Source organism: Streptomyces sp. PTY087I2 (assembly GCF_001687325.1).
Classification (GTDB): Bacteria; Actinomycetota; Actinomycetes; order Streptomycetales; family Streptomycetaceae; genus Streptomyces.
Genome location: NZ_LZRD01000003.1, coordinates 234,873 through 255,725, shown reverse-complemented (window position 1 = coordinate 255,725; position 20,853 = coordinate 234,873). Strand labels below are relative to the sequence as shown.

Genomic DNA, 20,853 nt, shown 5'->3' with positions numbered 1-20,853 from the left:
GGTTACTTTCCTACGAGGACGGCACGGGCCGCCCGGACCAGACGGGTGGTACGGCGCGGGGGCCGGGCGCCCGACCGGTCCTGCCACCAGTACGTCAGCCGGCGCCGCGCCACCGGATCGGCGGGACCGCCCGCGATGAGCAGGTGCTCCGCGAAGTTCAGGGCGTCGCGCCGGTAACCGCCGGACATCGGGCGGCTCCCGGCGTACGCGAGGAACGCGGCGCGGTAGCCGTCGCCGAGGATCTCCGGCAGCTCGGGGGCCACCTTGGCGACGACGTCGGCGCGCTTGGCGGCCAGCGCCCGGCTCTGCACCCGCAGCCGCCGGTGGTCGAAGCCCTCGGGGGCGGGCGTTCCGGCGACCAGTGCGGAGAGGAGAGCGGTCTGCGCGACGGCGGTACGGTCACGGGTGCGGGCGGGGACGGGGGTGACGGTACGGGGCTCGGCTCCTGCGGTGCGGTCGGGCGCGGGGCCCGGGGCCGGGCCCGGAGACGGCTCCAGGCTCGGGCTCGGGTCCGGACGCGGGGCCGCCGTGTCCGCCTTCCGCAGTACAGCCCGGTCCGGCCCCGGGCCCACAGCCGTGTCCGCCGCCTTTCGCAGCGTCGCCCGGATCGCGTCCAGTTCACCCGCCAGCTCCGCGCCCGGCGGGAAGGCGTCGTCCCGCTCCAGCAGCACGCCCGGCGGATCGACCCGGGAGCGCAGTTCGGCCAGCACCTCCAGCACGGGTTCGGACACCGGGTGGGCGTGCGTGTCGTGCCAGACGCCGTTCTTCTCGACCCCGCCCGCCACATGGACGTACGCGATGGCCTCCACCGGCAGTTCGTCGAGCGCCTTCGCCGGGTCCTGGCCGAGGTTGACGTGATTGGTGTGCAGATTGGCCACGTCGATCAGCAGCCGCACCCCGGTCCGCTCGACCAGCTCCGCCAGGAACTGCCCCTCGGTCAGCTCCTCGTCCGGCCAGGTGATCAGCGCGGCGATGTTCTCCAGCGCGAGCGGCACCGGCAGCGAGTCCTGCGCGATCCGCACGTTCTCGCAGAGCACGTCCAGCGCGTCCCAGGTGCGGGGCACCGGCAGCAGGTGCCCGGCCTCCAGCCTCGGCGACGCGGTCAGCGGCCCCCCGGCCCGTACGAACGCGATGTGCTCGGTCACCAGGGGCGCCCCCAGCAGTTCGGCGCGCGCCGCGAGACCGGCGAGCCGGTCGGGGTCGGGGCGGTCCGCGCCGCCGAGGCCGAGTGCAACCCCGTGCGGCACGACGGTCACCCCGCGCTCCCGGAGCCGTACGAGCGAATCCGGGAGATGGTCGGCGCAGAGGTTCTCCGCGACCGCCTCCACCCAGTCGATCCCGCTCAGCGACTCGACCTCGGCCGCGATCTCCGGCCGCCAGCCGATTCCGATGCCCAGTTCCATGGTGCCCCCGTCCCCCTGCTCACCTCGTTCTGTTCAGGGGTCATGGCCCCGTCGCGCGGCGATGAACCCGACCGGTGGGACGTTCAGAGCTTCATTTGAGGTTCCGGACCCGCCGCCGTCGTTATGGCATCGGCATCATCGTGGGCGGCACCGGGCGCGAGGTGAAGGACTGGTCGCCGGTCGGCGTCACCGGCACCGGGGCCAGCGGAGCCTGGCCGTCGCGGGGCATCGACGGGCCGGAAGGACTGGCCGTCGACCCGCTCGCCGCCTCGCGCGCCAGGGCGTCGAAGTCGACGAACCCGGTGGCCTCCAGCATGGTGATGTGGTCCAGCACGGTCTGGTTGGCGTCGCTCGCCAGCTGCCGGATGAGCGTGTTGCGGGTGGTGTGGCGGACCTGGCCGATCAGACCGAAGACCTTGCCGTGGGCGGCGCGCAGGATATTGGCGAACTTCCGCTCGTACTCGTCGCCGCTCGCCGCGGTCAGCTCCCGCAGCCACTCCTGCTGCTGGGCGGTGGGCTGGTTGGGCAGCTCCACGCCGAGCTTGGCCGCCACGTCCCGGGCCCGCCGGTCGAGGTCGGTGTGCCCGACGACGAGGTGGTCCCCGGCGGCCTTCGTGGCCTCGCTGGGCGCCCGTTCGATCGCCTGCTGCCCAGCGGGCAGCTCCCACAGCCCGGCGAGCCGCACCTTGACCAGGAAGTCCCGGTCGGTCGCGGAGAGCGGCCCCCACTGGGTGGCGACACTGGAGGCGTTGAGGTTCGCCTCGCCGGTGCCCGAACGGTCCGCGTAGGACCAGACGGGGAACGCGAGCGCGCCGAGTGTGGCGACCAGTGCCGCGATGATGAGGGCCGTGCCGTTGATGCGTCGCAACAAGGTGTCTCCCGGGCCGAGGCGTGACAGCGTCGATCGAACAGGCGTCAATCAACCGCCAATCGACTGGCTGTGCAGGCTACTTGGCGGTAATGCCGATAGGGCAGTACCGGGAGATACGTAAGAGGAACCAGAAACGTTCAGCGCGCGGGCGATGCGGTCGCGGCTCCGTGACGGGGGATCCGCTGTGGTCACCGTCCCGTTCAGCGCCGCAGTGCCGGGTGGTCGGCGATCACCGTGCAGGAGCCGGGGGCGATCTCGGTGAACCCCGCGTCGCGCACCACCGGCAGCCCGCTCGCCGTCAGCGCCCGCCAGCGCTCCGCCCCGGGGGTGGCCACGGAGAGCGGGAACCCGGCCTCGCGCCAGGACTTGCGCTCGGTGTCGGACAGTTCCCACCAGGCGAGCTGCGCCCCGTGCCCGACCTGGGCCATCGTCTTCCCCGCCGACATGTCGACATCGGGGTTGAGCCACAGCACCGGGCCGGAGAGATCGGGCGCGGCGGGCGGCTCGGGGTCCTCCAGATCGGTGCCCGACACCTGGAGCTTGGCCAGCTCCTTGGGCCAGCCGTCCAGCGGGATCGGCGGGAACACCCGTACCTCCGCGCCGTCCTCGCCGGTCACCGTGATGCCCTCCAGCGCAGCCGCCTTCCGCCACTCCGCACCGCGCGCCCGGCGAACGACCTTGCGGATCCGGGCGTCCTGCCAGTCCCGCATCGCCTCCGCCCACACGCCGTCGCCGAGGGACCGCTCGTCGGAGAGGATCGTCAGCACCGCCCGGGCGGCGGTCCGCAGCGCGTCGGTGCGGGCGGGCGGGTCCGTCTTCTCCAGGTGGAGCACCAGCGGCAGCACGAACTGCGGCGCCTGATCGCGGTCGGTCGGGCTGCTGCGGAACGGGCTCCCGGAAGCGGGGGAGGGGGTGTCATGGCTGGTCACCGTCCCAGTCTGCCAGGCGGACGACGTCACCTGCTTGGCGGAACGGCCGGGTCCGGGTGAGGATGCTCCGCATGAAGAGCGATCTCTTTTCCAGCGACCACATGGCCCAGCAGGCCACCGCCCCCGGTATGACCTTGCAGAACTCCAAGTCGATCAAGTATGCCGTCAACGGGGAGATGCACGCCCGGCAGGGCTCGATGATCGCCTTCCGCGGCAACCTCCAGTTCGAGCGCAAGGGCCAGGGCATCGGCGGCCTGCTCAAGCGCGCGGTCACCGGCGAGGGCCTTGCGCTGATGGCGGTCCGGGGCCAGGGCGAGGCATGGTTCGCGCACGAGGCGGCGAACTGTTTCATCGTGGAGCTGGACCAGGGCGACGCCATCACCATCAACGGCCGCAACGTCCTGTGCTTCGACGCCACGCTCTCCTACGAGATCAAGACCGTGAAGGGCGCCGGAATGGTCGGCGGCGGCCTTTTCAACAGCGTCTTCACGGGGTACGGCAAGCTCGGCCTGATGTGCGAGGGCACCCCGATCGTGATCCCCGTGACGGCCGCCCAGCCGGTGTACGTGGACACGGACGCGGTCGTCGGCTGGAGCCAGCAGCTCACGACCAGCCTGCACCGCTCCCAGAGCGTCGGCTCGATGGTTCGCGGCGGCTCGGGCGAGGCGGTCCAGCTGATGCTCCAGGGCGAGGGCTTCGTCATCGTGCGTCCGAGCGAGGCCCGTCCCGACAGGACCTCCAACTGACCCTGGACCTGCGGGGCGTGGGGCACCGGTACGGCCCCGCCGGCCAATGGGTGCTGCGCGGGGTCGACCTCGCCCTGCCCGCCCGGGCGCTCGTCCGCGTCGAGGGCGGCAACGGCGCGGGCAAGTCGACCCTGTTACGGCTGCTCGCCGGCATCGAGACCCCCGCCGAGGGACGGATCACCGGCCGCCCGGCCCGTACGGCGTACGTCCCCGAGCGCTTCCCGGCGGCACTGCCCCTGACCGCCACCAGCTACCTCGTCCACCTCGGCCGGATCCACGGACTGCGGACCGCCGAGGCGAAGCGGTGCGCGGGGGAGTGGCTGACCCGGTTCGGAGCGGCGGAGCACGCCCGCACCCCGCTCGCCGAACTCTCCAAGGGCACCAGCCAGAAGGTCGCCGTAGCCCAGGCGCTGCTGGCCGCCCCGGACCTGCTGATTCTGGACGAGGCCTGGACCGGGCTCGACAAGGCGGCCCGAGCCGAACTCGACCGTGCCGTGGCCGAACGCGTCGCGGCGGGCGCCACCGTCGTCTTCGTCGACCACGACCCGCGACGCCTGGCCGGGGCGGCGGACCTGACGCTGCGGACCGGAGTCGGCGGAGTACACCGGGCGCCGACCACGACAGCGACCGCCCCCGACGTCCGGATCGAGGCAGAGGGCCCGCCCGGCACGCCGCTGCCCCAGGACCTCCCGGGCGACCCGACCCGGAACCGAGTGACCGGCGAGGCCTCGGACGTCGTACGCCTCACGGTTCCGACGCCGTACTCCGACGCCCTGCTGACGGCGCTGCTGACGGCCCGTCCGCCGTGGCACATCAGGCAGGTGGCGTCCGTCGACTCACCCGAGCGGTGTGGGCCGTCGGGCCCGTCCGCGCAGGTCGAGGTATCCGAGCAGCCCGAGGTGTCCGAAGCCCCATGACCGCCCTGCTCCGCTACCAGGCCGCCCTGCTCGCCCGCTCCCAGCGCTGGCTGGCGCCCCTCCTGCTGTACGCGGCCGTCCTCGCCGTCGGCGTGCAGAGCGGGCAGCCCGTACTGGGTTCGCTCGGTGTCGCGGCCGCCGCCCTGCTGCCCGTCACCGCGTGGGCCGTCCACCTCTGCGTCGGCCAGGAACCACCCGCCGCCCGGGCGGTCGCCTCGGCCGCCGCCGGACCCCGACGGGTCCACCTGGCCGCACTGCTCACCGCCACCAGCGGTGCGGCGGTGCTCGCCGGGGTGACCACCGCGCTCGTCGTGCTCGTCAGCAGCCCGGCCACCGACAACGGCACCCACGCCGTCTCCCGGCCGGCCGCCGCGCTCGCCGGCCTGCTCGCGGCCCTGTGCTGCGTGCTGCTGGGCGCGGCCGTAGGGGCGCTCAGCACCCGCCCGGTGCTGCGCCGCCGGGGCTGGTCGGTCACGGCGGCCGCGCTCGGATCGCTCCTGGCGCTCGTGACCACCGGATCCCCGGCGCGGTACGCGGTCACGGCCCTGGTCACCGGATCAAGGACCGGGACGTTCGACCCGCCCGTCCTGCCGTCGCTCGGGGCAGCGGCCGTCGCGGGGGCAGCAGCGCTCTTCGTCTGCCGGCTCGCCGCCCGACGCGGATGAGTAGGCTCGTGGACGTGGACGAAACGTACTGCGAGACCCCGGAACCGATCGCACCGACCACCGAACCACCCGCACCGGACGGACCCGCCGAGGGCCCTCCGTACGCCGAGTGCGTGCTGTGCCGCGAACCGACGGAGTACCCGGAGTCGACGAAGGGCGCCACGCTCTGCCCGGTCTGCACCTGGCAGGAGGCGGGCCGGACGGCCTGTTCCGGCTAGGCAGTTTCTTACGGACCACTGCACCCGCTCTCAGCGGCAGTCCTGGGCGGGCTCTTCACGTTGTGGCTCATCTCGGCTGCCAGGTGAGAATCCAGCCCGCGGCCACCGCCACCGCGCCGCCTGCCAGGGCGATTGCGCCGCCTGTTCCCATGCCTGTGGCCACCGCGCCCAAGCAGACCGGCCCGACGCCCTGCAACGTCATGCTGCCGGAGCCGAGCAAACCGAAGGCCTGACCCTGGCCATCCTGCGGCAGGGCGTCCAGGAACGGCCGTTGCAGGCCGAGGCCGTAGGCGTAACCGAAGCCGCTGAGCAGCAGCAGACAGGATGAGACGCCCACCCCGGGCTCGGCGGCGAAGCCGATCAGGGGCAGCCCCGCCAGCGCGACCAACGGGACCACCAGCCGCTCTCGGGTGCGTGGCCGCAGCAGTCGACCCACCAGCAGGTCACCGACCAGCATGCCGACCGGAAGACAGCCCATCAGCACCGCGTACCGGCCGGGGGCGAAGCGGCGTTCTCCCGCGTAGGCGACGATGATGCCCTCCGCGCCCGCCACGAGCGCGACGGGCAGCCACTGGGCCAGCATCAGTCGGCGCACCGAGCGTCCGCGCAGCAGCAGACCTGCACCCCGCAAGCTTGCGCGGACGGCCCCGCTGTCGCCCCCGGCGCCGCCGGGCGTGCCGCTGAACTCTCCTGGTTGCAGCCGAGGTAGCCGGATGCGGATGGCAAGCGCGCAGCCGAGGTAGAGGACGGCACTGACCGCGAGCGCCCGGCGCGGGCCGATTGCCGCGACGGCCGCACCTCCCAGCGCCAGACCGAACAACTGCGCGCCCGCTCCGGCGATGTTGTTCAGTGACCGGCCCAGTACATAGGCGTCACCCTCCAGCGACTGAGCGACCAGCCGACTCGACGCGCCGTGAAAAACCGGCGTGGCGAAGGAGACCAGCGCCACGACACCGAGGCTCGCCGCGACCGGCATCCGCACCAGGGTGAGCAGCAGGGCGGCGACGCACGTCACGGCGTAGCCGCCGGCAATGAGCGCGCGGGGCGGCAGCCGGTCGGCCAGAGAGCCCAGCAGCAGCGAACCGAACAGCTGAGGGATGAAGCCGATGCCGAAGGCCACTGCGCTCAGCAGCGCCGAGCCGGTGGCCGAGAAGACCAGTACCGAGAACGTGGTGATCCGCAGTGCGTCCGCAGTGATCGAGACTGCGCGGGTCGAGAAGAGCAGCCGGAATCGCGGCTCCGCCAGCACCTCCCGGTAGGTGGCACGGTGGTTGGCCTGCGCGGACCGGGCGGTTGGGGTCATGACGTCCAGCCTCGCCGGGCGCTCACGTCACTCACCAATGATTCGTCGCTGGACGAATCGGAGTAGATGTCCCGCAGTAACATGGCCGGATGCTGCGCTTCGAAGTCGCCGTCGAGGACCTGCTGCGCAGCCGCTTCGCGCTGTCGCCGGTGATGGACCTGTGCTTCCTGCTGGCCGCGCTCGCAGGCCAGGACCGGCCGTTGCCGCGAGCCTGGGCCACCCGGCTCCTGCCGGCTTTCGAACGGCTTCGTCGCGAGACCGAGCTGAACGCCGCTCTCGCCCTGTACAGCCCGCGAGGCGGACCGAACTTCGTCGCTCCGCCCCCGCGTGGCCTCAACCAGACCTGGGCGGACGACCTGGCCATGATCCGGGCCACCCCGCTGGAAGCGGCCCGCCACGAATGCGCCACCACCGCGACCGGCCCGTCCGCCCGTGATCCCCGCGTACGCGCAGTGCTGGACGCACCGGACGCCGTCTCCCGGATCGCCGAGGCGATGGACCGGGCGTGGCACGAACTGCTCGCCCCGGACTGGCCGCAACTGCGAGCGATCTGTGAGCGGGATGTCGTGCACCGGGTGGGTGTGATCGGCGAACACGGCTGGGCCACGACCATCGAGAGCCTGCACCCGAGCATCGCCTGGCAGGCCGGCGGGATCGACATCGGCCACTTTCCCCCGGTGGGAACAGTCCGCCTCGCCGGTGACGGGCTCCTGTTGATCCCCTCGGTCTTCGTCGGGAACATCGCCGCCCACACGGAAGACCCGTGGCCCCGGACCCTGATCTATCGTGCCCGCGGCACCGCCGCCCTGTGGGGTGAACAGGAGACCGTCCCCCGACCGGACGCGCTGACCGCTCTGGTCGGCCGGTCCCGAGCCCGGCTGCTGTCGGCGCTGGACGCCCCGGCCAGTACCAGCCATCTCGCCCGAAGCCTCGCCATGGCACCCGGCGCGGTCGGAGACCACCTGGCCATCCTGCGCAGCGCGGGGCTGCTCGTCCGCGCCCGGTCCGGACGGTCGGTGCTCTACCGGCGCACCCCGCTCGGCGAGGCACTGGTCGCCGGTTCGGGCTGAGGGACCAGCCCGGGCCCGGACAGCGCCTACGCGCCGTCCCTCATCAGTTCCGACACCTTCACGAAGCGGTACCCGCGCTCGCGCAGCTCCGGCACGATCCGGCGTACCGCCGCCTCGGTGGCCGGGGCCGCGCTGCGGGTGCAGTGCATCACTACCAGCGAGCCCGGCCGGACGCCGTCCAGGACCTGTCGGGCGACCGCGTCCGCGTCCGTGGCGAAGGCGTCGCCGCTGATCACGTCCCACTGGACCGCCGTCACGTTCGCCGGGGCCAGGGCGCGCAGGGCCGTGTCGTCGTAACAGCCGCCGGGGAAGCGGAAGTACGGCACGACGTTCCGCACGCCCGCCTTCCGGAACGCCGTGAAGGCGCGTTCCACGTCGCGGGTCATCGCGTTCTTCTCGACCACCGGCAGCCCGTAGCAGGGGGAGCTGAACGCGTGATGGCTGTACGAGTGGTTGGCGACCTCGAACAGGGGGTCCGCGCCGATGGCCTTCGCCTGGGCCGGGTACTCCTCGGCCCAGCGCCCCGTCATGAAGACCGTGGAGGGCACCTTCAGCCGGCGCAGCAGCGCCACCAGCCCCGGGTTGTCGAACCGCTCGCCCGAGGCGGCCCGGGGGCCCTGATCGGCCGTCATGTCGGCGTCGAACGTGAGCGCCACGACCTTCTCCGCCGAGCCGCCGCCCGTGCCCCCGTCCGTCGTCCTCCGCTCGAAGACCGGCGTGCGGCCCGCCGGGCCGGGCGCCATCGTCGGCGGCTTCTCCGGGGGCGGGGAGGCCGAGGCGGAGGCCGAAGCGGGCGGGGGAGCGGGTGCGGGGGGTTCGCCCCCGCACCCGGTCAGGGCGGCGCCCGTCAGCACCCCCGCGATCGCCAGAACCGCCGCCCTCCGTGTCTTCCGCGTCTTCCGCATCTTCCGTGCAGCAGTGATCATCCACGGAAAATATCCGACAATATGGGTATGTCGGTCTACGGCGCTCCGAAGGTGAGAGCCTGGGGGCGGCTACCTCAGCACCACGGCCCCGTCACCGCGAACGTCGTCCCCGGCGTGTAGCAGTTCACGTACATCGTCGAGCCGTCCGGCGAGAACGTGACCCCTGCGAACTCGCCCCACTCCGGCTCCTCGGGCGTCCCGATGTTCTGGCGTCCGCGCGCCATCGCGTACACCTCGCCGCGCCGGGTCACCCCGAGCACGTGCTGCGCGCCGCCGCCGTCCTCGCAGACCATCAGTCCGCCGTCGGCCGCCAGGCAGATGTTGTCGGGGGACTCACCGGGCAGCTGGATGTCGGTGTCCGGGCCGAAGATCACCACCAGGGTCAGCCGGCGCTTCTTCGGCTCGTAGCGCCATACCTGGCCGTAGTGGTCGGCCGCCGAGCCCTCGTCGCGATGGGCGAAGCTGGAGACGAAGTAGACCGACGAGCCGCCCCAGTAGCAGCCTTCCAGCTTCTGGGCGTGCGTGATGCCCTTCGGCCCGAAGTCCTGGAAGCGGATCGCCGTCTCGGCCGCCAGCGGGTCCGGTACGGGGACCCACTCGATCCGGTCGAAGCTCGTGCCGGTCTCCTGGACGACCGAGAGATCCGGCACGCCCGGCACCCGCATCGCCTCCAGCTCCCCGCCCGCCCGGAGCGAACCGGTGCCGCCGAGCGGCTTCTCGGGGAGGAAGCGGTAGAAGAGCCCGAACGGCTTCTCGAACGCGTCCTCCGTCTCGTACACGATCCCCGACTTCGGGTCGACGGCGATCGCCTCGTGCTGGAAGCGGCCCATCGCGGTCAGCGGGACGGCCCCGGTGCGGCGCGGATCGGCGCCGTCCACCTCGAAGATGAAGCCGTGGTCCTTGGTGTACCCGTTGGTCCCGGCCTTGTCCTCGGTCTCCTCGCAGGTCAGCCAGGTGTGCCAAGGGGTGGGCCCGCCCGCGCAGTTGACCGCCGTACCCGCGATGGCGACCCGCTCGCCGAGCACCTTGTTGCGGCCGTCCAGCTCCAGCGACGTACAGCCGCCCTTGGCCGCCGGGTCGTACGTCAGCCCCGGAATCGTCGGCACGCCGATCTCGGCCGTGTGCCGGTTCTCGTGGTTGCGGACCAGGTGGATCCGCCCGTTGCGGCCCCGCAGGGCCGCCATGCCGTCGTGGTTGCTCGGCACCGGGCCCTCGCCGGAGCGCAGCGGCTCGCCCTCCCGGGACAGCACCCGGTAGCGGAACCCTTTCGGCAGGTCGAGCAGACCGTCCGGATCGGGGACGAGGGGACCGTAACCGTTGTGGCCGCGCGCGGCTGCCGTGCCCGCGAAGAGTTCGGAGAAGGCCCCCGTGAAGGCGATCGCGGCGGCCGCGCCGCTGCCGGCCAGGACCTGACGTCGGGTTGCGGTGGTGCGGGGTGCGGTTGACATGAGGTGACTCCCTGTTGGCGGACAGGTGAAGTGACCCGCACGTGTGTAGCACGCACGGAGGCGCGGGGGAACCATGCGTACCCCCGCGCCCCGTGTTGCTGCTGGGACGGCCCCCGTTGGGAGCAGCCGTCCGCGAAGATCAGGCCAGCGAGGCCGACAGCGTGATCGCCGTGCCCGTCAGCGCCTGGCTGACCGGGCAGTTCGCCTTGGCGTCCTCGGCGGCCTTCACGAAGCCGGCCTCGTCGAGACCGGGTACCTCGCCCACGACGCTGAGGTGGATGCCGGTGATGCCCGTGCCGGGCTGGAAGGTCACCTCGGCCTTGGTCTCCAGCTTGGTGGGCGGGGTACCGGCCCCGGCGAGCCCGTGGGAGAGCGCCATCGAGAAGCAGCTGGAGTGCGCGGCGGCGATGAGCTCTTCGGGGCTCGTCTTACCGTTCGCCTGCTCCGAGCGGGAGGGCCAGGAGACCGGGTAGTCGCCGATGCCGGAGGAGTCGAAGGTGACGACCCCCTTGCCCTCGATCAGGTTGCCTTCCCAGTTCGTGTGCGCCTGACGCGTGGTAGCCATGCTGGATCCCTTCGGACGGTGTGCGCGGTGGTACGGGATAAACAGGAGGCACCTCGCGGCGCGCGGTGCCCCGTTGCGTTACGCCCCCGAACCTACTGCGCCACCAGTCCCTTCGCGTCACGCGCCAGCGCCGTCAGCCGGGAGATCGCCCGGAAGTACTTCTTCCGGTACCCGCCGTTCAGCATCTCGTCGCTGAACAGCTGGTCGAACGGCAGCCCGGAGGCGAGCACCGGAACCTCCCGGTCGTACAGCCGGTCGGCCAGCACCACCAGGCGCAACGCGGTCGACTGGTCGGGCACCGGCGTCACCCCGGTCAGACAGACCGCGCCCAACTCGTCGGTGAGCGCGCCGTACCGGCTCGGGTGCACCTTCGCCAGGTGTTCCAGCAGCCCCGGGAAGTCGTCCAGCGACGCGCCCGGCGTGGCGTACGCGGCCCGGGTCACCTGCTCGTCGCTGTACGGCGGCGGGGCCTCGGGCAGACCGCGGTGCCGGTAGTCCTCGCCGTCGATGCGCAGCGGGCGGAAGTGCGCGGACAGCCCCTGGATCTCGCGCAGGAAGTCGGCGGCGGCGAACCGGCCCTCGCCCAGCTTGCCCGGCAGCGTGTTCGAGGTCGCGGCCAGCGCCACCCCCGACTCCACGAGCCGGCTGAGCAGCGAGGACACCAGCACGGTGTCGCCCGGGTCGTCCAGCTCGAACTCGTCGATGCACAGGAGCCGGTGACCGCTGAGCGTCCGTACGGTCTGCTGGAACCCCAGCGCGCCCACGAGGTTGGTCAGCTCCACGAACGTCCCGAACGCTTTCAGTGACGGCTCGGCGGGCGTGGCGTGCCAGAGGGAGGCCAGCAGGTGGGTCTTGCCGACGCCGTAGCCGCCGTCGAGATACACCCCGCGCGGCCCGGCCGGCGCGGCCGGCTTCTTGTTCCCGAACCACTTGCGGCGGCCGGAGCCCGTCGCGTGCGCCCCGCCGAGCCCGGCGGCGAACCCCGAAAGGACCGTGACCGCCTCACTCTGGCTGGGCTGGTTCGGGTCGGGTACGTACGTGTCGAAGCGCACCGAATCGAAGCGCGGCGGAGGCACCATCTCGGCGACCAGACGGTCGGCGGGGACGTGCGGCTCGCGGGCGCACAGGGACAGCGGGGCCGTTTCGGCAAGGGGGCTCTGCCCCGGAAACGCGGTGGATGACGACACAACTCTCCACCCTAAGGCCCGTGCCAGACTGCAACCCATGCGAAGCCTGTTCCCTGTGACGGACCTGACAACGACGGCCGCCGCCGCCCCCGACCGCGAGTGGAGCCTCGACGAGCTGGCGGAGACGTACGCCTACCCCGCCGGCCTCCCCGACGGGACCCCCTGGCTGCGCGCCAACATGGTCTCCACCCTCGACGGGGCCGCCCAGCACGACGGCCGCTCGCAGCCCATCTCCTGCGCCGCCGACATGCGGATCTTCGGCACCCTGCGGGGCCTGGCCGACGTGGTGATCGCCGGGGCCGAGACCGTACGGCAGGAGGGGTACCGTCCGGCCCGCGCCCGGGAGGCGTTCGCCGCGCGCCGGGCGGCCGCCGGACAGGGCCCCGCGCCCGCCGTCGCGGTGGTGACCGGCTCCCTGGACCTGGACTTCTCGCTGCCGCTGTTCACCGAGCCGCTCGTCCCGACCCTCGTGGTGACCGGGGCCGGCGCCCCCGCCGACCGGATCGAGGCGGCCCGGAAGGCGGGCGCCGAGGTGGTGATCGCGGGCGACGGGACCCGGGTGGACCCGGCCCGGGTGGTCCGCGAGCTGGCCGCCCGGGGGCTGCGCCGCCAGCTCACCGAGGGCGGGCCCCGGCTGCTCGGCCAGTTCGTGGCGGCCGGCGCGCTGGACGAGCTCTGCCTGACGCTCTCCCCGATGCTCACTGCGGGTGACGCTCAGCGCATCGCCGGGGGCCCCGGGGTCGCCGTGCCGGAACGTTTTTTCCTGGCATCGCTGCTGGAAGAGGCCGGTTTCCTCTTCTCTCGGTACCGTCGGACTGACAGTTAGCGGAATTTACCGTTCCGCTTAGCTTCGGCTGGGCACACTTACCCCTGCAACCCCGTGGAAGCACGGGGAAGGATGGTTTCAGCAAACGACCGTCGACGGTCGAGCCGGCGGTCGACGAGACGAAGAAGCGGAAGGGCGCCTGTCGTGTTCACAAGCGTTTTGATGATCGAGAAGCCGCTCACGGCCGAGGACGTGGACTTCGTCACCACGCTCCACGGCGAGGAGCGGATCTCGTTCGTCGTTCTGTTGCAGCCGCGCGGTGACCAGGCCGATGTTCTGCTGCGCGCGATCGACGACGTGGCGATGGGGGAGCTGAAGGAAGCGGTGCGCGAGGGCGAGGAGCCGGAGGGCAGCGAGGCCCGCGAACCTGCCGAGATCGGCCTGGAGTACTCCCTACGGGCCCTGCGCCAGGCGGGCGCCGAAGCCGTCGGACAGGTGGTCGAGGAGCACCCCCTGGACAAGCTGAAGACCGTCGTCGACGACGCGGGCGCCGACGAGGTCATCGTCCTGACGGCCCCGCACTACGTCGAGGAGTTCTTCCACCGCGACTGGGCCTCCCGGGCCCGCCACAAGGTCGGCGTCCCGGTGCTCAAGCTCTTCGCGCACAGCGAATAGGCTAAAGCCGCGCGGTCCGGGTTGGCCCTCGGCCGCCCCACTCGGAACCCGAACCACGACCGCAGGAGTACAGATGGCACCCGGCATTCCCGCCGCCATGGAACGACCGCACTTCATCGGCATCGGCGGCGCCGGAATGTCGGGCATCGCGAAGATCCTCGCCCAGCGGGGCGCGAAGGTGGCGGGCAGCGACGCCAAGGAGTCCGCCACCGCCGAGTCGCTGCGGGCGCTGGGGGCGACCGTGCACATCGGGCACGAGGCCCGGCATCTGGCCGAGGACGCGTCCTGCGTGGTCGTCTCCAGCGCCATCCGCGCCGACAACCCGGAGCTGCTCCGGGCCAACGAGCTGGCCGTCCCGGTCGTCCACCGTTCGGACGCCCTGGCCTCCCTGATGAACGGCCTGCGGGCCATCGCGGTGGCCGGCACCCACGGCAAGACGACGACGACCTCGATGCTGGCCGTCGCCCTCTCCTCGCTGAGCCTGGCCCCCTCGTACGCCATCGGCGGCGACCTGGAGGGCCCGGGCACCAACGCCACGCACGGCGAGGGGGACATCTTCGTCGCGGAGGCGGACGAGAGCGACCGCAGCTTCCAGAAGTACGACCCCGAGGTCGCGATCGTCCTCAACGTCGAGCTGGACCACCACGCGAACTACGCCTCGATGGACGAGATCTACGACTCCTTCGAGACCTTCGTCGGCAAGATCGTCCCCGGCGGCACCCTGGTCATCTCCGCCGACCAGCCCGGCGCGGTCGAGCTGACCCGCCGGGTCCGCGACCTCGCCGACCTCAAGGTCGTCACCTACGGCTCCGCCGAGGACGCCGACGTACGCGTCCACAAGGTCACCCCGCGCGGCCTGACCAGCGAGGTCACCGTCCTCCTCAACGGCAGGTTCCTCACCTTCACGGTCTCGGTCCCCGGCGCCCACTACGCCCACAACGCGGTCGCCGCGCTGGCCGCCGGGGTCGCCCTCGGCATCCCGGCGCACAACCTGGCCTCCGCCCTCGGCAGCTACACCGGGGTCAAGCGCCGCCTCCAGCTCAAGGGCGAGGCGGCGGGCGTGCAGGTCATCGACTCGTACGCGCACCACCCGACCGAGATGACCGCCGACCTGGAGGCCATGCGCGGCGCGGCCGCCGACTCCCGCATCCTGGTCGTCTTCCAGCCGCACCTGTTCTCCCGTACGCAGGAGCTGGGCGCCGAGATGGGCCAGGCCCTCGCCCTGGCCGACGCCTCCGTGGTCCTGGACATCTACCCGGCCCGCGAGGACCCGATCCCCGGCATCACCAGCGCCCTGATCATCGACGCGGCGAAGGCGGCGGGCGCCGAGGTCACCGCCGTCCACGACCAGGCGGACGTACCCGCCGCGATCGCGGGAATGGCGAAGCCCGGCGATCTCGTTCTCACCATGGGAGCGGGCGACGTCACCGACCTCGGCCCGCACATCCTGGACCACCTGTCGAACGCCCGGTAGCCGACCGGCCACCGAGCGAGCCGACGACATCGCCGAGCTGAGGAGCGAGCCGTGCCGTACGACGTCGAGAAGCCGGACGAGCAGTGGCGGGAAGAGCTGACCCCCGCCGAGTACGCGGTGCTGCGCCAGGCCGGCACCGAGCCCGCCTTCCGGGGTGAGTACACCGACACCAAGACAGCGGGCGTCTACTCCTGCCGGGCCTGCGGGGCGGAGCTGTTCCGCTCCGACACCAAGTTCGAGTCGCACTGCGGCTGGCCGTCCTTCTACGACCCGAAGGACACGGACGCGGTCGAGCTGATCGAGGACCGCAGCCACGGCATGGTCCGCACCGAGGTGCGCTGCGCCCGCTGCGGCTCCCACCTGGGCCATGTTTTCAAGGGCGAGGGCTACCCCACCCCGACGGACCAGCGCTACTGCATCAACTCGATCTCGCTGACGCTGGCGCCGGACGAGAGCTGAGCCGTACGCCGACGGAACGCGAAGATGCCCGCACGGGGAGACCTGTGCGGGCATCTCTCGTTCTCCGTCCCGCCGGGCGTCAGGAGGCGGGGAGGAAGGGGGCCAGCGTCGCGGCCACCGCAGCGGACCGCAGATAGGGAGAAGCGCGGTGGAAGTCGAACGGAGCGATGCTGTCCGTCAGATCGAGGTCCACCATCGGGAAGCGTTGCTTGAACGGACGGGGGATCGCGACGATGTCGCCGTGGTCACTCACGTTGACCCACCGGCGCACCCCGGGTGGCCGTTGTCCGGTGCCGTCGACCGGGGCCGGTGCCAGCCGGTCGAAGACACCGTGGGGCAGGGCGAGCGGTGAGCCGAGCGTCAGGAACAGGTCGATCTCGATCTCCGGGTGGGCGTGAAGCGCCTCGTAGGCGACGACGCTGCCGAGGGAATGCGCTATCACCACCCGGGCCCCCGTCGAGGTGATCGTGGTGGCCACCTCCTCCCGGGCGGCGGTGCGGGCGTCGGGGGCATCGAGATAGCGCACCACGTCGCGGAAGAAGGCGGCGACGAACGCGCGAGTCAGGCGGCCGTCGAGGCTGAGGCGCTCAGCGATCACGGAGACGAGCTGCCGGAGCGGGACGGCGAGGCGCCCCTGGGCCGTCACGGGCGGAATCCTCAGCTCCGTGGATGCTTCCAGCGTCCCCACCCAGTGGACGAGGGCCTGGAATGCGCGCGGGTCCTCGTGCTCCAGCAGTTCCAGCTCGTCCGTGCCCTGAGCGACCGGCCTGCCGTGGTGGAGGTGGTGGGCGTAGTAGGCAAGGGTGAGCGGAACCCGGTCGACGTCGACACCGAGTCCGGTGGCGAGGTCCTGGGCCCAGACCGCCGACCGGGCGGAAGCTATGGCTGCCGGTGTGTGGGCGGGGGAGAACTGGCCCACGCCGTGTACGGCCACGATGGGATTCAACGGGGTGTCCTTCGATCGGGGGTGGGACAGGGGCGCAGGTGGAGGTGGTCACCCAGTGTCATGTGGATGATGTCGGGGCCCACCCCGAGGTACAGGGCACCGTCGTGAGCGACCGCGATGGCGAACACGCTGTCCGGGAACCAGAAGGCGTCGATCTGGCTGCCGTTGCGCAGGTCCCACAGCCGTAGGGAGCGATCGAGCCCACCGGTGAAGAGGTGCGGGTGCCCGTCGAGGAGGACCGGTGCGGAGGCGAAGACCGCGCGCGTGTGGCCGGCCAGGGTGAACGCCCTGGTGGAGTCGAGGGCGGTGACGCGTACCTCGCCCTTGTCGTCACCGCTGACGACGTACGGCTGTGCGTCGATGCTCACGGCGGCGACGGTGTGAACGGCGGCGGAGTGCTGGGTGTGGATCTGGGGCCGCGACGGTTCCAGCAGGTGTGCGGACCGGACGTGACCGGAGTGATAGCCGGCGAGAACGCGGTTGGGGGTGGCCGCCAGGGACAGGCACGGCCCACACCCCGACTCGGGAAGCAGAACGCGCTCCGGCACGTCCGGCTCTCCCGGTTCGGCCGAGTCAGTGTCGTCCTGGCGGAACATCCGGTTCACGTGGTCGACCCCGGATACCGCGACCTCGCCGCTTTCGGAGGCGTGGACGGCGAAGGTGGTTCCTCGAGCCGTGACGGTCAGCACCACGGACGCCCGGAAGCCGTCGTCGAAGATGCGGCGGTGGAGATGGTTCTCCTGCGCGTTCGTGTCCCACAACGCGATTCCGTCGAGTGCGCAGGAGGCGAGGATCCGCGGATGCTCTCCGGCCTCCAGGACTGCGACGCTGGTGGCCCTGTCCGGTGCCGGGATGTCGTCCCGGTACAGGAGCACCCGGTGTCCGACTCCGCTTTCCGCGTTCCACAGGGCCAGGGTTCCGTCCTCACTGCACGAGACCAGACGGCCGTCCGGCAGCAAGGTGAGTGCGTTGATCGCGTGGGTGTGCCCGGGATGGCGTTGCGGGATCTCGTGCCCCGCCGCATCCGAGACACGGACCGTGCCGCCCTCGCTCGCCGTCAGGATGCGGGTCCCGTGTGCTTCCGGCACGACGGCGACACGGGTGATCGCCGTCGTGTGGCTCGCGACCTGGCGACTGCTGCCGTCGGTGTGCGTCAGCCGTGCGATGCCGTCCGCGCCGCCACTGAGTACGTACACGGAGCCGTCCAGCGCGACGGCGGCCAGATCGTTGACGGCGTCGGCGTGGTCCGCGTTGAGGATGGCCGGACCGGCCAGGATGTTGCCGTCCGAGTCGCCCTGGACCGGTTCGAGGCCTTCTCCCAGGTCGAGGAAGCAGTAGTACGTCGCGTGCGGTTGAGCGTACGGCGGTATCAACGCCTTGTCGCCCTGAACGGACAGCACCTCGACGATGTCGTGCTGGGCGACCACGTAGTCGCCCTTGCCTTCCAGTGCGACACAGGACATCCGTTTCACCGGAGTGATCAGCGCGGACACCTCGACACTGGACAGGTGGGCGCCGGTGGCGATGTCCCAGTAGTGGATCACCCGGTCGCCACCGGCGCTGGCTACTGCGGGTGTCCACCCGTACCGCACGGCCACCAGGGACCGGACCGGCCCCCGGTGGGCACGGACCGTCCACAGGAGGTGTCCCGTGGCCAGGTCCCACCCCCTCAGCTCACCGTTGTCGCAGCCGGTCACGGCGAGCCGGCCGCCATCGGTCCGCCCGGCCACCACCCCGCCCACCGGAGAGCCGTGGTGGTCGAGCTCCAGCGTCGGCGCGGCGGAGGCGAGGTCCCACAGCCGAGCTGTTCCGTCCTGTCCGGCGGTCAGGGCGTGGGGGCGGCCGTGGATCTCCAGGGTCGTCAGGTCCCGGATCATGCCGCGGTGACCCGTGAGCGTCGTCAGGAGGCCGGTGTGCAGGGACCGGCCCGCCGTCCAGAGAATGCGCCGACCGGTGTCCTGGGTGAGTTCGGCAGCCAGCCGGTACTGCTGGTGCCGGGTCGCGTCGACGGCCAGGATGTCGCGCCGCTGGTCGGGCGGACCGCTGTGATGGGCGCCGTACGACGTGAGGTAGACCGCGCCGTGCGGGCCGCCTTCACCGTGATACAGCTCCTCGGCCAGGGGAGCCGGGTCGGCGTGGACCAGGAACTCGCCGTCCTGAAGAAGTTCTCCCAGCCTGCCGGCGAGCGCGCTGTGCCGTGCGGCGTGCCGCAGGAGGTACGGCTCGGTGCTGGCCCAGCGCCGTCGGCCCGAGCCGGTCGTGCCCACCGTCGCGAGCAGGCGTTCCCAGACCGTCGCGGCGTTCAGTTCGGACCGCTCGCGGAGCCGGTCGGCCAGCCCCTGGTGGAAGAGGCGGTAGACCGGGGTGCCTTCACGGTCGACGTTGCGCCGCAGGTAGAAGCGCACGGCGTACAGGAGATGCGCGGTGTCCGGCTGCTCCTCCCCGGCCGAGCCGGGCTTAACGGCCGCGACGTGGCCGAGCAGGCTCTCCGGCATACCCGCGCCCTCGGCCCAGGCCAGCGTGGCAAGCATCTCGTGCAGGCCCGGCCGGGCGGCCAGCTCCAGGTCGAGGTCGAGGACCCCGTCGAGGGATCTGGGCACGGCCCTGCCCAGCGTCTCCGCTTCCTCCTTCGTGGCGGGCGGTGTTCCCCGGTCCCGAAGAAGCCGCAGGTAGAGCCCCGCGACCAGGAACTCACCCCACTCACGTGTCCCACTCAGCAAAGTGTCCGCGAGCGTTTCCCCCAGGCTCTCGGCCGCCGCGAGCGAGCACCAGGGCGAGACGCGCCCGTCCGCCGGGCGCAACGTACGGCGAACGAAGTGCACCAGGTCTTTGCGCAGGCGCTGGACCGGGACCTCGCCCAGGTCGATCAGGCCGCCTTGGGCACGGGCCGTCTCGATCAGAGACCCGAGTCCCGTTTCGGGGCGCGTCGCGACGAGCATCCTGCACAACGGCTGACCGTCCGGTCGCCGGGCCGACGCCAAGGGCGACAGCACGGTGGCGACGAGATCGGCCGGATGCTCGGCCTCGTCCACGGCATCCACGATGAGACTCGGAGGCTCCGGCCTCGCGTGCAGGGCGACCATCAGCCGGTGGGTGGTCCACGGCAGACCTGGGCCGGGGGATTCCACGCCCCACTGTGCGGCCAGCGAGGACAGGATCTCGGGGACCCTGCGCCGTCGCGCATGCACGACGGCCAGGCCCTCGGCCATCCCGGGAAGGTCTCCTCCCGATGTCCGCCACACCTGTTCCGTGGCCTCGCGCAACAAGGGGTGCGCGGCGCAGGCGAGTGCTCCGACCAGTGCTGACTTACCTACGCCCGGCACGCCGGTGACCACCCGGAGCGATGCCCCCTGCCCCTCCAACCACCCGGTCAGAGCGCGGAGTTCGTCACTGCGCCCGGTGAAGGACGGAACGGTGATGTCGACTCGTTCCTCGCCGCCGGCGGCCCTGATGACGAAATGGCGGGTGTCCGCCACGTCGTCGAGGACCGTGAACACGGCAGGGTCCACACCGCTGCGGAAGCGCGAGCCGGCCGGGTCGTGTCGCGGGTTCGGGAAGAACCGCAGGTGCGACAGGTCATCACCGAGAGGGGCGAGGGGGCGTACGACAGTCTGCTGAATGCCACCCGCGCTCTGCCCCTCCACATGACGGGCTACTTCGCGGCAGAACCGGGCGATCGGGATGTACGGCAGGGACTCGTCGAGCGGCAGGGCGCCGGAGGCGAAACCGCGGAGCACCTCGTCGACCGCGATGCTGAGACGACCGTCATAGGCGGGTTCGTCGGTCTGGCAGGCGGCCAGCACCCAGACACGTCGGTGGTTCGGGTGGAGCAGGGACCGCAGCTGGTCTGCCGAGACGGCACCGGCGTGACACAGGTCCAGGACGAGGAGTACGGCCGGAGCGTCCTCTCCGGCCGTGGCCGGGCGCTCCGCCATGTCGACCCAGCGACTCAGCGAGTCGGTGGTGAGCCGGCCGTCGCCGCCCACGGCGTAGACCTTGCGGGTTTCGCGTGCGAGTTTTCCGTGCGCCAGCACATGGATGATCGTGAAGTCGGCCCTGTCCTTGACCGCGTGTGTCAGTGCGTCTTCCAGGGCGGCGGCGGTGGAGGCGGGGTCCGGAACGGGCTCCAGGAGAAGGTACGCGTACTGCTCTGCCAGTACCTCGCGCAACCGTCGCGAGTGCTGTGTCGCGTAGATGAGCGGCTGCCACTGGGGCGGCGATTCGTCTGCGGGGTCCGTGGCCGGTCCCTCCACCCCGACGACCAATGCCTGACGGCGCATTCGCA

At 71.8% G+C, this 20,853-nt stretch carries 19 protein-coding genes; 9 read left to right on the top strand and 10 right to left on the bottom strand.

Annotated elements, in window-relative coordinates; translation table 11 throughout:
- Positions 1-2: 2 nt before the first annotated feature.
- From A3Q37_RS04600 to A3Q37_RS04590, 3 genes are all read right to left on the bottom strand, one after another.
- Complete coding sequence (locus tag A3Q37_RS04600; protein ID WP_065477789.1) at positions 3-1,403, bottom strand: DUF692 domain-containing protein; 1,401 nt, start codon at positions 1,401-1,403, stop codon at positions 3-5.
- A gap of 121 nt (positions 1,404-1,524) precedes the next feature.
- Complete coding sequence (locus A3Q37_RS04595; protein WP_010072530.1) at positions 1,525-2,271, bottom strand: DUF4142 domain-containing protein; 747 nt, start codon at positions 2,269-2,271, stop codon at positions 1,525-1,527.
- Positions 2,272-2,474: 203 nt separating this feature from the next.
- Positions 2,475-3,203 carry an aminoacyl-tRNA hydrolase gene (locus tag A3Q37_RS04590; protein WP_065477787.1) on the bottom strand — a complete coding sequence of 243 codons (729 nt, stop codon included), beginning with the start codon at positions 3,201-3,203 and terminating at the stop codon, positions 2,475-2,477.
- Between the two features lie 71 nt (positions 3,204-3,274).
- Here A3Q37_RS04590 and A3Q37_RS04585 point away from each other — a divergent pair, with 71 nt between their 5' ends.
- Genes A3Q37_RS04585 through A3Q37_RS04570 form a run of 4 tightly spaced genes read left to right on the top strand, consistent with a single transcriptional unit; the run spans position 3,275 to position 5,749 of the window.
- Positions 3,275-3,949, top strand: a complete 675-nt coding sequence (locus tag A3Q37_RS04585) for an AIM24 family protein (protein ID WP_065477996.1) — start codon at positions 3,275-3,277, stop codon at positions 3,947-3,949.
- Between the two features lie 2 nt (positions 3,950-3,951).
- Positions 3,952-4,866 carry an ATP-binding cassette domain-containing protein gene (locus tag A3Q37_RS37635; protein WP_255311737.1) on the top strand — a complete coding sequence of 305 codons (915 nt, stop codon included), beginning with the start codon at positions 3,952-3,954 and terminating at the stop codon, positions 4,864-4,866.
- The gene (locus A3Q37_RS37630) at positions 4,863-5,531 is read left to right on the top strand and encodes an ABC transporter (protein WP_065477781.1); all 669 of its coding nucleotides are present in this window, start codon (positions 4,863-4,865) and stop codon (positions 5,529-5,531) included. Before A3Q37_RS37635 ends, A3Q37_RS37630 begins: the two co-directional genes overlap by 4 nt.
- Positions 5,528-5,749 carry a hypothetical protein gene (locus A3Q37_RS04570; RefSeq protein WP_176711343.1) on the top strand — a complete coding sequence of 74 codons (222 nt, stop codon included), beginning with the start codon at positions 5,528-5,530 and terminating at the stop codon, positions 5,747-5,749. The genes A3Q37_RS37630 and A3Q37_RS04570 overlap by 4 nt, the downstream gene beginning before the upstream one ends.
- 67 nt (positions 5,750-5,816) lie before the next feature.
- Here A3Q37_RS04570 and A3Q37_RS04565 read toward each other — a convergent pair whose 3' ends face one another.
- Positions 5,817-7,052: an MFS transporter gene (locus tag A3Q37_RS04565; RefSeq protein WP_065477778.1), complete on the bottom strand. Its 1,236-nt coding sequence runs from the start codon at positions 7,050-7,052 to the stop codon at positions 5,817-5,819.
- Between the two features lie 89 nt (positions 7,053-7,141).
- Here A3Q37_RS04565 and A3Q37_RS04560 point away from each other — a divergent pair, with 89 nt between their 5' ends.
- Complete coding sequence (locus A3Q37_RS04560) at positions 7,142-8,122, top strand: helix-turn-helix transcriptional regulator (protein ID WP_065477775.1); 981 nt, start codon at positions 7,142-7,144, stop codon at positions 8,120-8,122.
- 26 nt (positions 8,123-8,148) lie between these two features.
- Here the strand turns inward: A3Q37_RS04560 and A3Q37_RS04555 are convergent, their stop codons facing one another.
- From A3Q37_RS04555 to zapE, 4 genes are all read right to left on the bottom strand, one after another.
- Complete coding sequence (locus A3Q37_RS04555) at positions 8,149-9,048, bottom strand: polysaccharide deacetylase family protein (protein WP_079137657.1); 900 nt, start codon at positions 9,046-9,048, stop codon at positions 8,149-8,151.
- 74 nt (positions 9,049-9,122) lie between these two features.
- Positions 9,123-10,496, bottom strand: a complete 1,374-nt coding sequence (locus A3Q37_RS04550) for an alkaline phosphatase PhoX (protein ID WP_065477768.1) — start codon at positions 10,494-10,496, stop codon at positions 9,123-9,125.
- Between the two features lie 139 nt (positions 10,497-10,635).
- Entirely contained in the window at positions 10,636-11,061 is a 426-nt protein-coding gene (locus tag A3Q37_RS04545; RefSeq protein WP_065477764.1) for an OsmC family protein, read from the bottom strand.
- A gap of 92 nt (positions 11,062-11,153) precedes the next feature.
- Positions 11,154-12,248 (bottom strand): cell division protein ZapE, encoded by a 1,095-nt coding sequence (zapE, locus tag A3Q37_RS04540; protein ID WP_079137656.1) that lies wholly within the window; start codon positions 12,246-12,248, stop codon positions 11,154-11,156.
- A gap of 37 nt (positions 12,249-12,285) precedes the next feature.
- Between zapE and A3Q37_RS04535 the strand changes: the two genes are divergently transcribed.
- From A3Q37_RS04535 to msrB, 4 genes are all read left to right on the top strand, one after another.
- Positions 12,286-13,074, top strand: a complete 789-nt coding sequence (locus tag A3Q37_RS04535; protein WP_065477753.1) for a pyrimidine reductase family protein — start codon at positions 12,286-12,288, stop codon at positions 13,072-13,074.
- 162 nt (positions 13,075-13,236) lie between these two features.
- Positions 13,237-13,689, top strand: coding sequence for an indole-3-glycerol phosphate synthase (locus A3Q37_RS04530; protein ID WP_176711342.1), 453 nt, complete (start codon positions 13,237-13,239; stop codon positions 13,687-13,689).
- A gap of 73 nt (positions 13,690-13,762) precedes the next feature.
- Positions 13,763-15,163 (top strand): UDP-N-acetylmuramate--L-alanine ligase, encoded by a 1,401-nt coding sequence (gene murC, locus A3Q37_RS04525; RefSeq protein ID WP_065477747.1) that lies wholly within the window; start codon positions 13,763-13,765, stop codon positions 15,161-15,163.
- Between the two features lie 51 nt (positions 15,164-15,214).
- Positions 15,215-15,622, top strand: a complete 408-nt coding sequence (gene msrB / locus A3Q37_RS04520; RefSeq protein ID WP_006128431.1) for a peptide-methionine (R)-S-oxide reductase MsrB — start codon at positions 15,215-15,217, stop codon at positions 15,620-15,622.
- 79 nt (positions 15,623-15,701) lie between these two features.
- Here msrB and A3Q37_RS04515 read toward each other — a convergent pair whose 3' ends face one another.
- Together A3Q37_RS04515 and A3Q37_RS04510 are read right to left on the bottom strand one after the other, a co-directional pair.
- Positions 15,702-16,568, bottom strand: a complete 867-nt coding sequence (locus tag A3Q37_RS04515; protein ID WP_065477744.1) for a hypothetical protein — start codon at positions 16,566-16,568, stop codon at positions 15,702-15,704.
- Positions 16,565-20,848 (bottom strand): AAA family ATPase, encoded by a 4,284-nt coding sequence (locus tag A3Q37_RS04510; RefSeq protein ID WP_141693548.1) that lies wholly within the window; start codon positions 20,846-20,848, stop codon positions 16,565-16,567. The genes A3Q37_RS04515 and A3Q37_RS04510 overlap by 4 nt, the downstream gene beginning before the upstream one ends.
- Positions 20,849-20,853 lie beyond the last annotated feature (5 nt).

Bases quoted from the DNA above. Each gene is read 5' to 3' on its own strand.
- A3Q37_RS04510 (WP_141693548.1), bottom strand. From the start codon at position 20,848: ATGCGCCGTCAGGCATTGGTCGTCGGGGTGGAGGGACCGGCCACGGAC.
- A3Q37_RS04555 (WP_079137657.1), bottom strand. From the start codon at position 9,048: ATGATCACTGCTGCACGGAAGATGCGGAAGACGCGGAAGACACGGAGG.
- A3Q37_RS04545 (WP_065477764.1), bottom strand. From the start codon at position 11,061: ATGGCTACCACGCGTCAGGCGCACACGAACTGGGAAGGCAACCTGATC.
- A3Q37_RS37630 (WP_065477781.1), top strand. From the start codon at position 4,863: ATGACCGCCCTGCTCCGCTACCAGGCCGCCCTGCTCGCCCGCTCCCAG.
- A3Q37_RS04565 (WP_065477778.1), bottom strand. From the start codon at position 7,052: ATGACCCCAACCGCCCGGTCCGCGCAGGCCAACCACCGTGCCACCTAC.
- A3Q37_RS04585 (WP_065477996.1), top strand. From the start codon at position 3,275: ATGAAGAGCGATCTCTTTTCCAGCGACCACATGGCCCAGCAGGCCACC.
- murC (WP_065477747.1), top strand. From the start codon at position 13,763: ATGGCACCCGGCATTCCCGCCGCCATGGAACGACCGCACTTCATCGGC.
- A3Q37_RS04560 (WP_065477775.1), top strand. From the start codon at position 7,142: ATGCTGCGCTTCGAAGTCGCCGTCGAGGACCTGCTGCGCAGCCGCTTC.
- A3Q37_RS04530 (WP_176711342.1), top strand. From the start codon at position 13,237: ATGATCGAGAAGCCGCTCACGGCCGAGGACGTGGACTTCGTCACCACG.
- A3Q37_RS04600 (WP_065477789.1), bottom strand. From the start codon at position 1,403: ATGGAACTGGGCATCGGAATCGGCTGGCGGCCGGAGATCGCGGCCGAG.
- A3Q37_RS04535 (WP_065477753.1), top strand. From the start codon at position 12,286: ATGCGAAGCCTGTTCCCTGTGACGGACCTGACAACGACGGCCGCCGCC.
- A3Q37_RS04550 (WP_065477768.1), bottom strand. From the start codon at position 10,496: ATGTCAACCGCACCCCGCACCACCGCAACCCGACGTCAGGTCCTGGCC.
- A3Q37_RS04570 (WP_176711343.1), top strand. From the start codon at position 5,528: ATGAGTAGGCTCGTGGACGTGGACGAAACGTACTGCGAGACCCCGGAA.